Below are 15,700 nucleotides of genomic sequence, written 5' to 3'. Positions count from 1 at the left end.
GGTAAACTACCTTGGGTAGGATTAACTGCTGCAATTTTAGTTTATTTACAAAGTTTACTCGGTGGGTTGGTTGCTTCTCAGTGGGCATTGCATCAATGTTTTGGAGTGGCGGAACTTTGTAAAATAATGAATAGTCATATTGCTGGTGTTGTTCCTCCGACTTTAGCAACATTAGCATTGGTAGTAATGGCGTGGCGCACCTCTGCCTTACATCCGCTGCTGCGAAAGTTAGCAAACTGGTCTGGTTTATTAGTATTAGCTCAGATTAGTTTGGGGGTTATGACCTTCCGGTTACGTCTGCAAATTGAGTTATTGACCGTATCTCACCAAGCTGTAGGAGCAGCATTATTAGGAACTTTAGTCGCATTTACTGTTATTGCTTTACGCGATCGACAATTTGCAAAAGCTTAAAAAAGCAGTCAGCAGTCAGCAGTCAGCAGTAAACTTTTAGAAAGGGATTGAAACCTCGTTCTAAACCTTCCGGTTTATAGAACTGGGGATTTAAACCCAGACCTATAAAAGCTGATAGCTGTTTGCGCAGCATTCCGTCAGGAAATGCTAAAAGCTAGTTAATTGTCAAGATAGATACAGTAATATAGCCCTCTTTTGTGAGTTATTAGATTACAGGACTTACGCAAATTTACCTTGAAAACGCCATCTGTAGGGGCGAATGGCATTTGCGTTACGCAAAGCTCCGCTAACGCCCTCACTCGATTTAGTGTCCGTTTACAGCACTGTCAGCTATCGGTGAGTACAGAACTAGCGGGCAAGATGCCCGCACTACAAGAATTTCACCGTAGATCGTTTGCCCGAAATATGCTGTATAACTATTCAACCGGACTAAATTTTTCAAACTGACTAACACCACAAATTAACTGGTACTAATATCCGTTTTTATTTGCTCATAAACTTTAGACTACGGAAACAAAAATCAGTTAAAACACAAAATTAACAAACTAAGAATCTATGCAAGAAGTTATTTCTCATCATCTTCCACGACGCCATGATAATATCCTACAAGTATTCAAAAGCTATTATCAACTAACAAAACCTAGAATTATTCTACTGCTACTAATTACAACAGCAGCCGGAATGTGGTTGGGAGCAAAAGGAGAAGTCTCTCCACTTCTATTATTCGTGACATTAATAGGTGGTGCATTAGCTTCTGGTGCAGCTAACGCTATTAACTGCATCTACGACAGCGATATTGACTATATTATGGAGCGTACTCGCTGGCGTCCTATTCCTTCTGGGAGAGTAAAACCACGCGATGCTTTAATTTTTGCATTCACTCTAGCAGCTACATCATTTACTTTGCTCACAGTCTTTGCTAATTTACTGGCAGCACTTTTGGCAATGTCTGGAATCGTTTTCTACGTTGGTATTTACACCCACTGGTTAAAACGTCATAGCGTACAAAATATTGTAATTGGCGGTGCTGCTGGTGCTATTCCCCCATTAGTAGGTTGGGCTGCGGTTACAGGAGAATTGAGTTGGGCAGCTTGGTTACTATTTGCGATTATCTTTATCTGGACTCCTCCTCATTTTTGGGCTTTGGCAATCTATATTCGCGATGAATACAAGGAAGTGGGTGTGCCGATGTTACCTGTGATTGAAGGAAATGAGGAAACAGCAAGACAGATTTGGGTTTACAGTCTGATTTTGATTCCGATGACGTTGTTGCTAGTTTATCCGTTGCACGCTAGTGGAGCAGTTTATGCAGTATTGGCAACTCTCCTCGGTGGAGTCTTTATCCAGAAAGCTTGGTTATTATTAAAAGAACCTTCCAATAGAGACGTAGCGCGATCGCTGTTTAAGTATTCTATCTACTACATGATGTTATTGTGTTTAGTTATGGTGATTGACAGTTTACCTTTTACTCGCGGAATTACTACTGCTGTAGCAGATAATTTGCAAACTTTTATTGGTAGTGCGATCGCAATTTTATCCTAGTTTTCATTAAACAGTAATTAAACAATAAAAATCCAGATTTGAGGTAGGCATTTTGCCTGCCTTTTAGTTTGACAATTTGTAGTTTGATAAAGACCAAGAATTAGGTTATAATATTAAATTGTTTTTTATACTAACCTTATTATTTTATTTTGGGTATTTATTCTCCCACACTTCCCTTTTATAGAAAAATTAACTAATCTTGTGTATAAGCTAAAAATCATTTAGATTTTATATTGCATCTTAACCTGTTGCTTTTAACAAAAATTAAATATATAGTTGTTTAAATGCTAAATATCTTATCACTTTAGGAATTTAGATTATGCATACTTTACTATATTCAGGACTACCGACATTGATGGTTGGAGTCTCAGGTTCCGAGTCCTCAGAGGCTGATAAATACAAAGTTCTTATACAGAGATTACATAATAATACATGGTATGTTGCTAGTACCATTTTGATGCAGTCAATTCTAACAGCTATCTTAACAGAAGCTATTTACCATTTCGGTATTCGTTCTTGGCTACAAAGATACTGTATTAAACTATGGATGAAAAGGAGAAATCTTACTCCTATTAAACAAAAGATTAGTGTTTTTCAACGTTCCATAGGGACAGGTAATGGATCAAATCTTTATTCTCTTCCCTATCAACAGCTATGTGGTCAAATTGCCAATGCTTTACGGAATCAATTGGAGTCTGGAGAGGGTGATTTATTAGATATATTTGCTTACAATGTACCTCCAGAAAATTTAGAAAGATTAAAAAATCAAAATGCTCAAAACTTATCGAACGAGGAACAAGGCAATTTATCTATTATAAAAGAACAGGTATTTTATCAGGCAGATATAGGTCTTGACGATCTTCAAATCACTCTAGCTGAGTTTTGGTTCCAAGTAGACTATATTTTCTCAATCGTGATCAGTTTTGTAATTTTAGAGTTATTATTAACAGTTCCCACTACGCTTTCGGTTGGAGATAATCCTGCGGAAACTATATTGACTATTTCTGTTTCTATAATATCAGGATTTTTAGCGCCGACAATTCGTAATTTATTCGTCAATATACTTTACAAGAAATAGAAAAATTTTGCTGTTAAATATTAACAATATCTGAAAATGCTCAACGACAACAATGCAGAAAGATAAAATAATAACCATCCGAAAAAATATATATGCAATCAAAGAAAAAGTTGATGGTAAAACTGAGATACCTTATGGTGACATAATTATTCTAGTTCATGGATATAATGTTTCGGAAGAAGGAGCGAAAGAAGCATACACAAAGTTTCAAGAAAACTTTAGTAAATACTCTAGTCAATTATCAAAACTCAACAAAGCCATCCATTATTTTTTGTGGCCTTCTGATAAACCTAATAAACTTGATAGTATATTATCTTATTTTAAAACAGTAAATACCGCTAAAGTTTGTGGAGAAAGGTTTGCTAAATATTTAAACAAATTAAATTTAATTTCCACAAGTAATGAGCAACCTCGTATTACATTAATAGGACACTCTTTAGGCTGTCGTTTATTACTTGAAGCTTTAAAAAAGACAGTAAATACTAACCTTAGATTGGAAGTTTTCTTAATGGCTCCTGCTGTTCCAGTGTCTATGGTACAACCAGATAAACAGTTAAATCCAAGTATTTCTTCTACAGAAAAATATAGTATCTTATACTCAAAAAAAGATGATGTTTTAAAATGGACTTTTCCTCTAGGTCAAAAATTAGCAGGAGAAGGATTTGATGAGGCTGTAGGTTTAAAAGGAAACCCCCATAAGGGAGTTTGGTCTAATACTAAAGAAACAACCTACGGTCATAGTGATTACTGGAAAGGAGAAGAATCAGCGGAGTGGATTGCTGCAAAATTAGGAGTTCTGAAAACTTTTTCGAGAAAGCTAAAATTACAGCGACCAACACCAGCATTTGAGGCTAGAGATTTAAAATGGCGAAAAATTTCATGGAGGTCAATCTAGCTTGATATTTTTATTAGACAAAACCCTGTCTTGAGTACCTACTAATCCTTTGGGAAAGCTACTATTTAATGCTGTTTTCCCTTCTTTACTGTTATCTATTCCCTTTTTAATAGTACTTAGTCTCCACAGTCCAGATAAAAATTTTATATTATTGACTTACAAATTTTACAATATATACCTTAAAGATAATTATGACTTTATCTACTATCATCAACATCGCAATCACCCTCATTTTTATTTATTTGGCTTCTAGTTTTATCATTTTTGCAATTCAGGAAAAAATTATTTTATTCTTTAACTTAAAAGCTAAGAACTTAAAGCAAGTTATTTATGGCTTGTTAGGAGAAGAACAACAAAAAGGGAGTTTTTCTCTTACAGAAAGATTTTATGAAAAATATTTAAACTTGCCTCTTAACCCATCTCTATCATCAAAGCGACAACAAGAAAAAGGAGGAAAATTACAGGCAGGAAAACTATCAAAATCTATGGGACCAGAACAAATACCTGCTGAACAATTTGTTGCTGATTTAATAACCGTAGTAGCAGAAGAATTAAAATATGAAGATAAAGATTTCTATAATAAGTATGAATTAACCAAAATCATTGAAGATATTAATGGCAGCGATTGTCGTTTTTCTGAAAAAATGAAACGAGACCTTTCTGCAATGCTACAAAGAGCTATCAATAGATTTGAAGACAAAGGAGAGCAACTTAAATATTTAGATCAACAACTTCAATCTTGGTATGATATGTCAATAGAATATGCTTTAGAAATTTACGATAAAAAAAGGCAATACATTTCTATTATATTATCTGTAATAGTTGTTTTGATGTTCAATATTGACACAGTAAACATTATCGATAATTTATCAAAAAGCGAAATTACCTCAACCCTAAGTAATAAAATAACGGAAGTAATAGTCTCAAATTCTGAATCAAATTCATGTTCGCAGGTCAATGACGAGACCAAATTTCAAACTTGTATTCAAGAACAATTCGCTACGACTTTTATGGCCTTGGATGGAATTGATAATTTGCCAATTGGATGGAATTTTTCAGAACCACTAAAAGAACAGTTTACACCCTTTAATTTTCCTCATATTATTAAAGCCATTACAGGATGGATTATAAGTATTATTGCAATTTCTCAAGGAGCGCCTTTTTGGTTTGGAATTCTGAATAATTTAATTGATTTTAAATCAAATAAATCAGCAAAAAATTAATGTAGTGTTAGCAACTTACCTCAGTGCAATTTTTATATCATGTGCCCCCTTCGGGGGAGCTACGCTTACGGTAAAACAGTTATAATAGGGCTTCGTAGTTTTGCTCTAGCCCTAATATCAAACCCCGTAGCATCGGTGTTATTCAGTGTTAAAGATAAGAGTTTATATTGTAGGGGAATGGCAATTTGCTAAGGCAACATCCAAAAGGCGATCGCTGCCACACAAAAAACAATTAAGTTTTTTGCCAAGACATTAACAGAATTATTACTGCGACAAAAATCTGCTTCCAACAGAGCAAAAAATGCTTGGAATTATATCTTAAAAAAACAGGCGTTGCATAATCTAGAGGAGAGTGGGGGGGGTGCTTTCAGGTCGCAGAGGATGTCAATTAGATGATATTGCTAAGTTTGTATATAAAATTCTTCTGGATAAATTCCCCAATTTACCCAACTAATAGCTTCTTTCGCCGAGTTTATATCAGGAGGTACCCTTAAAGTATGAATATTTCCCGTGCTTGGACAAATCATTTTTAAGATTAATATTGGCTCAATATCGGCATCATCATCTATTCTTAAGAGAGTATATTCTTGCCATGTATCTATTTCTAAAGTTTGTAAATCTTGGCAAATTTTCTCATAACCAATTTCCTGAATTAATACTCGTCTGAGTTCAGCATTTTTTGTAGATAAAAGCCATTTTGCCTCCCATTTTTGAGGAGAGAATATTCCATATTCTTCTGGTAGTCTCACACCATGATTAGCATATAAACTATAACCATCAGCAAATTCAATAGCTGGTGTGCCTTCCGCATGGGGGCGATATTCATCATCCAAGAATAACTTTCTAGGGCGATCGCAAATAATACACAGATGTCTCAAAGGATATATCCAACCACAGTTTCTGACAATAGACTCTAATACTTGCCAGTCGTCTGAATTATAATCACAATTAATCACAGAAATACAAAAATCTATCCAAGCAACATAACTACTCCATAATTCTGTAGGAATAGGATAACTCCACAAACACAACAATTTAATTGAAATATCAGAAACTATTTCTTGCCATTTTTCTTCTATTTGAGAGTAAAGAATATGACTCCAAAGATCCTCTGGTTTTAATGACTCTTCTGTTAATGAACTGTTAGTATCTTCCCGAATTTTGCTATCTATTTCTTCACATAATTTATCGGTAATTTGCAACTTTAGTTGTTCTCTCAAAAGTTGCCATCTATCTCCGAAAATGTGACGATGACCATAGTCATCTTTGCTTTCCCATCGTTGCCAAATGACACTAAGTAGAGTGTCAAAAGCTGCATAGGGGCTTTCACAAAAAAGAATCTCTGGATTTGGATCGCCCATTAAATTGTAGGCTAACTGAATCGCTTTAGTAGCTTTTTGACGATTAATAGGTTGGGTAGAATGTGCTATTGTATGCCACTTTTTCCGATAAACTGGAATGAGAGTTTCTTGGTCAGGTGTCAGTTTAGTAATCAGTTTTTTCATCTTTTAGGGAACAGGGAACAGGGAACAGGGAACACAGAAGAAGAAAAAAACATATCATATGAATATAATAATTGCTATATTCTATACTTTTAAGGAACATCTCAATTCTTACAACTCATTCGGTGATTGCTATAGCATTATAAGAATTAGTTAGGATATTTTTCAATTTTTAGGGAACAGGGAACAGGGAACAGGGAACACAGAAGAAGAAAAAAACATATCATATGAATATAATAATTGCTATATTCTATACTTTAAGAATTAGTTAGGATATTTTTCAATTTTTAGGGAACAGGGAACAGGGAACAGGGAACACAGAAGAAGAAAAAAACATATCATATGAATATAATAATTGCTATATTCTATACTTTAAGAATTAGTTAGGATATTTTTCAATATTCCCTAGCGCGTAGCGCTATAAAAGCTTATGAACCAAGACAGAATTATATTATGGTATCGTAACGACCTACGCATCCATGACCATGAACCCCTCGATCAAGCAATAAAAACTCAGGCTCAAATTATTCCTATTTATTGCTTCGATCCAAGACAATTTGGTAAGACTAATTTTGGCTTTCCTAAAACAGGTGCATTTAGGGCAAAATTTTTAATTGAAAGTATTGCTGACTTGCGTAATACTCTACAAAAACTAGGTAGTAATTTAATAATTAGTCAACAAAAACCAGAAATAGCAATTCCTCAACTTGCTCAAGAATTAAAAGTTAAATCTGTATTTTTTCATCGAGAAGTTACAGCAGAAGAAATTCAAGTAGAAATAGCACTTCACCAAGCATTAAAACAAATTGGGGTTAAGTTTCAATCATTTTGGGGTCATACACTTTACCATCCTGATGATTTACCTTTTGAAATTAAGCAATTACCAGAAGTATTTACCAGTTTTCGGAAAGAAATAGAAAAAAAATCTACTATAAATCCTACATTTTCAACTCCTAAAAAATTACCATTTTTGCCAGAAGTTGAACTGGGAGAGTTACCTACCTTATCCAAACTCAATCTAGAATTACCACCACAAGATTCACGAGCAGTTTTAGTGTTTAGAGGCGGAGAAACTGCTGGAAAAGAAAGAGTAAAAAATTACTTTTGGCAGCAAGATTGTCTAAAAGTTTATAAAGAAACAAGAAATGGAATGCTAGGGGCAAATTATTCCTCTAAATTTTCTCCTTGGTTAGCTTTAGGATGTTTATCACCTCGTTATATTTATGAACAGGTACAAGAATATGAAGAGCGGAGGGTAAAAAATAATTCCACTTATTGGTTAATATTTGAATTATTATGGCGGGATTATTTCCGATTTATTTGTCAAAAACATGGGAATAAAGTATTTTATAAATCTGGTTTACAAGGAGTAGCTATTCCTTGGCAGGAAGATTGGGAAAAATTTAGAAAATGGCAAGAAGGTAAAACAGGATTTCCTTTAGTAGATGCTAATATGCGCGAACTTTTAATGACAGGTTTTATGTCAAATCGTGGTAGACAAAATGTTGCTAGTTTTCTGACTAAAAATTTAGGAATTAATTGGCAAATGGGTGCTGAATGGTTTGAGTCTTTATTGATAGATTATGATGTTTGTAGTAACTGGGGAAATTGGAATTATACTGCTGGAGTGGGAAATGATGCACGGGGGTTTCGTTATTTTAATATTCCTAAACAGGCAAAAGATTACGACCCCGAAGGAAAATATGTTAAACATTGGTTGCCAGAATTAGCAAGAGTACCTGCTCCTAAAATACATGAACCTGGGAAATTATCACCTGCTGAACAAGAGAAGTTTGGTGTAAAAATTGGTATTAATTATCCACAACCAATGATTGATTTGTGGCAGTCTGTTAAGGAGAATGAAAAAATTTATAATTCTGCATTAAAACCCTCAATAAGGAAGCAGAAATATTCAATGGCAGACAGGTATTGATAAATTTGCTCAAATATAGTAAGTAAGTTTTATTATTGTATTGTCTAACAAAATTTTTTGTTTCTCAAAGACTTGACTGTTAATATCAAATATTTCTATTCCTAAAGCAAATTATAATTTAGTAATGGCCAAAATACATATTTGGCAAGAAGAAACTAAAATAATCGATAATTTAGTTCATGTCAGTACCACTATAGAAATGTCAAATCAATCTCAAGTTAATCTTTGGTATCGTTTTTATCTTAAATATCAAGAAGATATAAACACTAACTGTGATTCTTTTGTGATTGCGACAATTTTATTAGCAATGAGTCAAGGTTGCGATTAATTATCCATGGTCAAGTTTCTCAATCTTTACTGGATAATTTTAGATGAATTTCAAGACGCATGGTGCTGCTATCCATTGCAAAAATATACAAAAATTATGGTTCAAGCAGACACAGAAAAAGAATTAGAAAAGCCATTAGGTCAACCACAAGCTATTTCAGCATTTTCAGGTAATTTAGATAGTTTTTTTACTGCTTTTCGTCATAGTCAAGATGTTCATAGAAGAAAAAAACATAATTTATTAGCTGGTTTAATGATACATGGTTTAGATATTCCTATTTCACAAGAAGATTTATTTACTAGAGCGTTGAAAAAATCTACAATAATCGTTTCAACTATTTAGGGACAATATTCATATGATCATTCCCACAGTTTCTTGATGCACTACCCTTAGTCCCAATAGTGTTTTTTCTTCAACTTATAAATTACGCAATCGAGATGTTATTCAAAGTGATTTATCCTCGAATATAATTCAACTTCCTATTAATGCTGATTCTGATCAAGAATGGTTGACATAACAGATTTTTAATAATTAAATTTTTTACATTAAAAGTAGCGATAAATTAATAGTAAAAACCTAATTATCTTTAATAGATTTGAGAAAATGTAGTTCCCAATTCATATAACATTTATCATTTTCTAGATAATAGCCTAAATATGTTTCTATACCTTCGAGAATCTGGTTATAGTTTGCTTGATCAATACCAAAAAGTAACTGGCAGTAATCTACCATACTAGCTACTGAATCAAAACACCAATGATAACTAATAGAAGCATTATGTACCACTTGAAAATTAATGAATTCTAGTTCATCTTTTGTGTTTTCTGTTAAAAAATTACCTTGATGACCCATAGAATTATATTGATCGACAAAAATGTTTAAAAAGTTAGCAACTTTTGAATCTTTTAAAGCATCTGCAATACAAAATATTCCCTTTGTCTTTAATAAACGGTAAGCTTCTTTGTAAAAGTCAACTTTATGCTCGATATGATGCAATCCAGCCAAACTCATAATCCGATCAATACTATTTGAGTTAAGTGGAATATTACTGATATCTTCACAAACTACAATAGTATTGTTGACTGTATTGTGAGAATCTTTAATAAACTCATTCGATGTTTCTATAGAAATAATTTTCAGATTCTGTTGAATAAAATTACTAATATAGCATCCCCCTGAAGGCATATCACAAATAATCTGATTATCTTGTAAGTCAGACAATTTAATTATATTGTTAAATTCTGCTGCTCTGGCTAGAGGATACTTCAGCATTCCTTGATGGTATAAAGTACCTCGTTGATTAAATATATCTTTGTAATTTTTAAACATTTTACCCTCTCCTCAAAATTTTGTTATGCAATTATCTTTTATGTTTTAGATTATTATTTAACAAAAATTTTAATTGCCGTAACTTCTCTTTCCCCGAATCAGGAATCATTTTTTCTAAATTTATCAATATGCGGTTTTTGAGAACAGTTGCTTGCAAAACTTTGATCCAAAAACCAGAAATTTGATTAATTTTAATTAGTTTGAGAATGTGTTCCATTGAATCCAAAGATCCACCTCTAAGCTTAAGATTAGCAATTTGTTTGTTTGTAACATCTTTCGGAAAACAAGGTGGTAATTCATAACCTAAAGCTCGAAAATTTAAGATATTGCGAATACATTTTTCGCAACGTCCACAGTTACGATCTTTTTGTTCACCTTGCCAACAAACTCTTAAGTTTACTAAAGCTTCATCCCAATTATAAATCTCTTTTATTTTCTCTAAGCGACCAAATTTTCCCCCATCATAAATGATGGTAAAAGACTTACTTGATAGTAAAGGATCAGTGAGGGGATTTGAGCCATAAGGTAAAGTAATATCTCGGTAGGCATAAGAAGCAGGAATTAAGCCTGTATTGTAACCTTTTTTAACTAAGTTTAAACAAGAGGCGATCGCTGTGCCAAAAACATCTTCCCAATTAAGTTTAATTACTTTGCGAAAATTAGTTGCTATGGGGATTAATTCCATGCCTAAACTTGATAACATAATTTGAGACTTTTGAGCAGCACGAGAAAAGATTTCTTCTTGCTCTACGGGAATATCAAAACCATGCACCATTAAACCAGCTTTCAGATTACGTTTTTGTCTACCACAATTTCCTCGACTATGGCGAAAGGCGGTAAAACAACTATCAACTCCTCCAGAAAAAGCACTAATTGCTTTCTCTGTTGCTAAAATTGTTTCTTGTTCTTTTTCAGTTTCAGCGTTAATTTGGATGATATTATATTGCTCTGGTTTCCAAGCAGACCAAATTATTTGGAATTCTTCTAAATTTCTCAGTAAAGAGGGAGAAACTTCTCCATGCACCATTAAATCTGTGCCTTGATTCATTGCTAGAAAAATGATAGCAATGACAAAAGGGTCACAGCTTGAAATTAAAATAGAACGATAATTTTTGGGGATGCGATACCAAAGTTGCTGTCGATTTTGTTGAGGATTTTCAATAGTTACGCTAATAGTCATCAAACCATTAGCTTCAACTATTTCTTCTTGCCAGAGATGAGTTTTAGACATTAAATTTACAGATGAATTACAGGTGATTTTTTGACCAAAGCAACAAACAAAATAAAACCATAAGTCCAGAAGCTTCTTGAATAGAATCTGACTTAAATTTTAACTTAACATCAGGAGCTGGCAATAATTTATTAAGAACATCCATATTAAATAAATATTCTACTTTAGAGCGACAAGGTTCTGCTTCTTTTCGTACTGCTTGCCATCCAAAATTGTTAATGTCAAAAATTCGATAGTAATAACGTCGGTCATAACCCAATTCAAGCTGTAACCTCCGCCATTTTTGTTGCAATTTGAACAATAAATTTAACTGCCGACGAATTGGGCGAGGTTTAAGAGGTTCCATATTCCAAGAATTATGATCTAATGGTAATTGTGCTAGTTGTGGAAATCTGGTACAGACTAATGCTTTTTGTGCCCGTCTTTTATTCATTGTTGAAGGGGGTAATACAACAGCAGTTTCTAATAGTTTTCTATCTAATATTGCTACTATCGGCCATGCCCCAAAGGAAATTTCCCAAGCCATTGTACCCATCACAAATCGATTACCATGATAAAGGCTAAAACACCATGCTTGTTGCCACTCTAAATCTGAGTATGCTTTGTAATTTTCTTGGAGAATAGTGATAGTATCTGAGACTAGATCGCCAAATATATCTTGATTAACTAATTTACTTAATACTTCTGGTGAAAGTCTCCCACAATTAGATTTGTTAAAGATTGATTGAAAAGAAACAGAAGAATTGCTCAAGCCACCAATAACTAGATCCATTGCAAAACCATTAACAATTGGGTATGGTGAAAATTTTAGGTAGGAATGAGCATCAGAAACCATTCCACTGATACCACCAAAACCTCCAGCTAGGTGTTCCCAATTGGCTACAAAGTTAGCATAAAAAGGATACTTATTCATAGGAGTTGAAACTACTCGATGTTCCCAATTTAGGTGACGAGCTACAGCAGTGGCGCATTCTAGTTCTATATCGCCCTGTTTTCCTAAGGTAAAGGCCACTGGATCAATGCCTTGACGGTGGAGAAATCCGGCTAACATCCGTGAGTCTAACCCTCCTGACAACAAAAAGTTATGTTTTTTGCTTGTGGATGCGTGGCGGGCGATCGCTTGGTCAATTGCTTCATCTAAAATGTCTAAATGTTCTGCAAATGAAAGATAGGAATAAGGAGTATTGTCACTAGAGCAAGGAAGGCGATATTGTTGCAATTCTTTACCCACAGTTTGAGGTTTCCATTGCAGTATATTTCCTGCACCTAAACGTTTAGCATTTGACCAAAGGGTTTGTTCGTTAACCATACCCCCAACCAGCAATAATCCTACTAAACCTTGTGGATTAAATTGAGGATTAAAGTTAGGATAATACCTAAAAAGTTCTGGACTTGAGCCAATCAGGATAACATTTTCATCGGTGTAATAATAAAGAGGAAAAAAACCTAATAAATCTGCTCCAACTATTAGTCCATGTTCGGGATTGTAAACTACAGCAGCATAAAAACCATCAAAGGTAGGAAAAGCATTATTAATCTTGCCAGGTTGCCATTTTTGTTGCAAAGATTCTGCATTAATCTGCTCGGTTGAATTGTGGGTTATGGCGTGTCCCCACACTACCGCAGCGCCATTATTATTAGTACAATGACTGATAGGAGCTTGAGAATTAGCCGCCCAAATACTGGCAAAATTTCCTGTCGTACAAGAGTTAGTTACTAATCCTGTGAAGGGTGGTAATAATGGCTTAACTTTGTTAATAAAATTTGTTCTGCGTTCTGGATCTGAATCGACAATAATTATTAGATTAGCCATAATTTATTGATTTTTTTCCTATTTTTATATTTAATTATATAACTAATTATATCTGAGCTGTTAAAAAGTGATTTTATTGATCACGAAAAAAATATCAAGTATGTAATAAAAACTAAAGTAGTTTATAAGCATTTTCACTTCTACTTTATGCCCTCTATTCCCTGCCTGACTCTAACTATAAATTTTAATGCCTACCTATTTATTGAACAACTGAGTTAGGAGAAAATTTTAATTAACTCATATTCTAATTAACTCATAATTCAGATACTGACTTACTAATTTTATCTAAGTCTTTGACAAATTTACAAAAGGAAATTTTCGATGTCCAGGTTTGATAAAATAATTCATTTTTATGATAAGCATTGGGCAAAAATATGTGAGGTTTATTGAGTAAAATACATAAAATATGACCGTGTAAACGATTGGTAATTATTAATTTATGGCGTTGCAATTGATAGATTGCACTATGAATAAAGTGCCACGACCGACTGTGTAAACTAGAGTATTGTAAATTCTGAAACTTGAGTGTATAGGGATGAGAAGCTAGCCATTGTTGCCTAGTAAACCATTCTTGGGGAGTAGCTAAACCTCTTTGCCATCCTTCTCTAAATAGAGTTGCTACCCATCTCAGCAACTTAGTTTTTTCAACTCCTAAAACCCATTTGTAAGAAACCCAATCTGCAATGACTAAATTAGATAATCCGAGCTGACTAGGAGCAAAAGTTTGATTCAATTCACGGTCATCTCGACATAGATACAGTATAGAATTGTTGTAATTTTGTTGTTGCTCTCTGTTCAGACTATTAACCATTTGAAAAGCCATATCAGGAGCCATAAAAATTTGGCATTTAGTAAAATATTCACTAGCTAGTTTATAACTTAGACTATCTCTAACAAAAATCGTTAGAGCAGGGTGACTATTAAAAATATTTGCTGTTTTTTTGAGATTTTCTAAGTTTTTAAAGTAAATACTTTGGGGAAAAATTATTATAGGGCGGTCTTGATATTGAGTAATAATTTTCTCTCGAAATCTTTGACATTCTCCCCACAAATCCCCTAAATTTCCACCACCATTAAGAAAGATAGGAGCTTGACCAATTTTTTCTTCCATTTCTCTAGCAGAAAAATTTTTCACACTGGCAGCATATCCAATTTTTGTGTGATTAACTTCAGTTAGATAAAGAACGGAACCTAACCAAATTAGATGGTCTCCTAAATTCAAATAATCAGGATAATCTAGTAAAGCACATTTTTCATATTTTTCTAGATTTGCTAGAGAATAATACAACTTTTCTTTGATATCTTCAGGGGTTGTCATAGTATTATCTAAAATTTATTTAAGTTTGTCTAAAATAGTCATATAGCTGTTTTCTGCACAGATAAAAAGGGCTGAATAAAGTACTCCATAAAAATTCTATCTCGCAAGCTAAACTAAGTTCTGTTTTACAATGTTTTCTGTGCTGTAAATAATACAATAAAATTTTCCTAAAATCATTAGCAATATAAATAGGCACAACCAAGGGTCTTTGCCAACTACTTATACGAATCATTCTGATATGATGTCTTGCTAAACCAACACCCCGTACTAGAGAAAGTAAATATTTTTTTTCTAAGCGATATGGAGGTATTTTATGTGTAATTACCATCTGAGGATTATGCCAAATTTCCCAACCGCCACGTTGGATATAGGATAAAGCTTCTAAATCTTCGCTGGCTAACATAGAGTTACCAGTTCTACCTGCGAGAAATAATTTTTTCGGAACACAGTCTAACCAAGCTTGACGAAGAACAACTAGTCCCGCTCCAGGAGGGAGAATTCGTTTTTCTGGTGGATAAATCAAAGCTTGTTTTCCACGGTCAATTACTGCTAAAAAACTCGCTATTTTATCAAAATCTTTTGGCAGTTCTTTTTGAAAAGCTCCCTCAATTTGACCACCAAATGCTCCTACTTGAGGATGACTTTCAGCAAATAAATAAGCTTTTTCTAACCAATCTTTTTGAGGAAAATTATCATCATCAATAAATCCTACTAATTTACCTCGTGCTTTTTCAATAGCAGTTTGTCGAGCAAAAGCTAATCCTTGTTTTGATTCAAAAGTGTATCTTAATTCAATTTTTCCTGCCCAAAGAGTTTGGTACTGACACACACATTCAGCAGTTTTATCTTGGCTATTATTATCAACAACCAAAACTTCCCAAGAAATATTGTGCTGATTTAATTGATGACTGAGTTTTTCTAGAACTTCACCTAAACGAGTTTCTCCATTATAAGTACATATAGCTATTGTAAATTGGAACATAAATGGGTTTTAGTTTACTAATTTACCGGAATTAAAGTCTTAAGTAATTAAGACTTTAATTCATTATTCTCCATAGTTCGATGTTAATCCGGAAAACATCCCATAATTTTTATTA

General features: G+C 33.6%; 14 protein-coding genes. 8 read left to right on the top strand and 6 right to left on the bottom strand.

Features of this window, described 5'->3' with window-relative positions; genetic code table 11:
* The 5 genes from D5R40_RS23210 to D5R40_RS23190 all read left to right on the top strand — a co-directional run.
* Positions 1-411: COX15/CtaA family protein (locus D5R40_RS23210; protein WP_511035253.1), on the top strand; the 411-nt coding region annotated here is incomplete at its 5' end.
* A 555-nt stretch (positions 412-966) separates the two neighbouring features.
* Positions 967-1,953, top strand: coding sequence for a heme o synthase (locus tag D5R40_RS23205; protein WP_124155283.1), 987 nt, complete (start codon positions 967-969; stop codon positions 1,951-1,953).
* Between the two features lie 319 nt (positions 1,954-2,272).
* Positions 2,273-3,031 (top strand): hypothetical protein, encoded by a 759-nt coding sequence (locus D5R40_RS23200; RefSeq protein WP_124155282.1) that lies wholly within the window; start codon positions 2,273-2,275, stop codon positions 3,029-3,031.
* A 52-nt stretch (positions 3,032-3,083) separates the two neighbouring features.
* A complete protein-coding gene (locus D5R40_RS23195) occupies positions 3,084-3,926 on the top strand; it encodes an alpha/beta hydrolase (protein ID WP_124155281.1) in 843 nt (280 codons plus the stop codon).
* A gap of 191 nt (positions 3,927-4,117) precedes the next feature.
* Positions 4,118-5,149 carry a hypothetical protein gene (locus D5R40_RS23190; protein ID WP_124155280.1) on the top strand — a complete coding sequence of 344 codons (1,032 nt, stop codon included), beginning with the start codon at positions 4,118-4,120 and terminating at the stop codon, positions 5,147-5,149.
* Positions 5,150-5,550: 401 nt separating this feature from the next.
* Here D5R40_RS23190 and D5R40_RS23180 read toward each other — a convergent pair whose 3' ends face one another.
* Complete coding sequence (locus D5R40_RS23180; protein WP_240041641.1) at positions 5,551-6,654, bottom strand: DUF6745 domain-containing protein; 1,104 nt, start codon at positions 6,652-6,654, stop codon at positions 5,551-5,553.
* Positions 6,655-7,081: 427 nt separating this feature from the next.
* Here D5R40_RS23180 and D5R40_RS23175 point away from each other — a divergent pair, with 427 nt between their 5' ends.
* From D5R40_RS23175 to D5R40_RS23165, 3 genes are all read left to right on the top strand, one after another.
* Positions 7,082-8,584: a DASH family cryptochrome gene (locus tag D5R40_RS23175; protein ID WP_124146011.1), complete on the top strand. Its 1,503-nt coding sequence runs from the start codon at positions 7,082-7,084 to the stop codon at positions 8,582-8,584.
* Positions 8,585-8,708: 124 nt separating this feature from the next.
* Positions 8,709-8,912 carry a hypothetical protein gene (locus tag D5R40_RS23170; protein ID WP_124146010.1) on the top strand — a complete coding sequence of 68 codons (204 nt, stop codon included), beginning with the start codon at positions 8,709-8,711 and terminating at the stop codon, positions 8,910-8,912.
* A gap of 6 nt (positions 8,913-8,918) precedes the next feature.
* Positions 8,919-9,254 (top strand): hypothetical protein, encoded by a 336-nt coding sequence (locus D5R40_RS23165; RefSeq protein WP_124146009.1) that lies wholly within the window; start codon positions 8,919-8,921, stop codon positions 9,252-9,254.
* Positions 9,255-9,488: 234 nt separating this feature from the next.
* Here D5R40_RS23165 and D5R40_RS23160 read toward each other — a convergent pair whose 3' ends face one another.
* The 5 genes from D5R40_RS23160 to hpsE form a co-directional block, all read right to left on the bottom strand.
* Positions 9,489-10,241: a class I SAM-dependent methyltransferase gene (locus D5R40_RS23160; RefSeq protein ID WP_124155279.1), complete on the bottom strand. Its 753-nt coding sequence runs from the start codon at positions 10,239-10,241 to the stop codon at positions 9,489-9,491.
* A 31-nt stretch (positions 10,242-10,272) separates the two neighbouring features.
* Positions 10,273-11,472 carry a hypothetical protein gene (locus D5R40_RS23155; RefSeq protein WP_124146007.1) on the bottom strand — a complete coding sequence of 400 codons (1,200 nt, stop codon included), beginning with the start codon at positions 11,470-11,472 and terminating at the stop codon, positions 10,273-10,275.
* Positions 11,473-11,488: 16 nt separating this feature from the next.
* On the bottom strand, positions 11,489-13,285 hold the full coding sequence (locus tag D5R40_RS23150) for an asparagine synthase-related protein (protein WP_124155278.1): 1,797 nt from the start codon (positions 13,283-13,285) through the stop codon (positions 11,489-11,491).
* Positions 13,286-13,538: 253 nt separating this feature from the next.
* On the bottom strand, positions 13,539-14,603 hold the full coding sequence (locus D5R40_RS23145) for a polysaccharide pyruvyl transferase family protein (RefSeq protein WP_124155277.1): 1,065 nt from the start codon (positions 14,601-14,603) through the stop codon (positions 13,539-13,541).
* 19 nt (positions 14,604-14,622) lie between these two features.
* Entirely contained in the window at positions 14,623-15,585 is a 963-nt protein-coding gene (gene hpsE, locus D5R40_RS23140) for a hormogonium polysaccharide biosynthesis glycosyltransferase HpsE (RefSeq protein WP_124146004.1), read from the bottom strand.
* Between the last annotated feature and the right edge of the window lie 115 nt (positions 15,586-15,700).

The organism is Okeania hirsuta, from assembly GCF_003838195.1.
Classification (GTDB): Bacteria; Cyanobacteriota; Cyanobacteriia; order Cyanobacteriales; family Microcoleaceae; genus Okeania; species Okeania hirsuta.
Note: the sequence above shows the minus strand (reverse complement) of the source record. Positions and strands in the feature narration are given on the sequence as shown.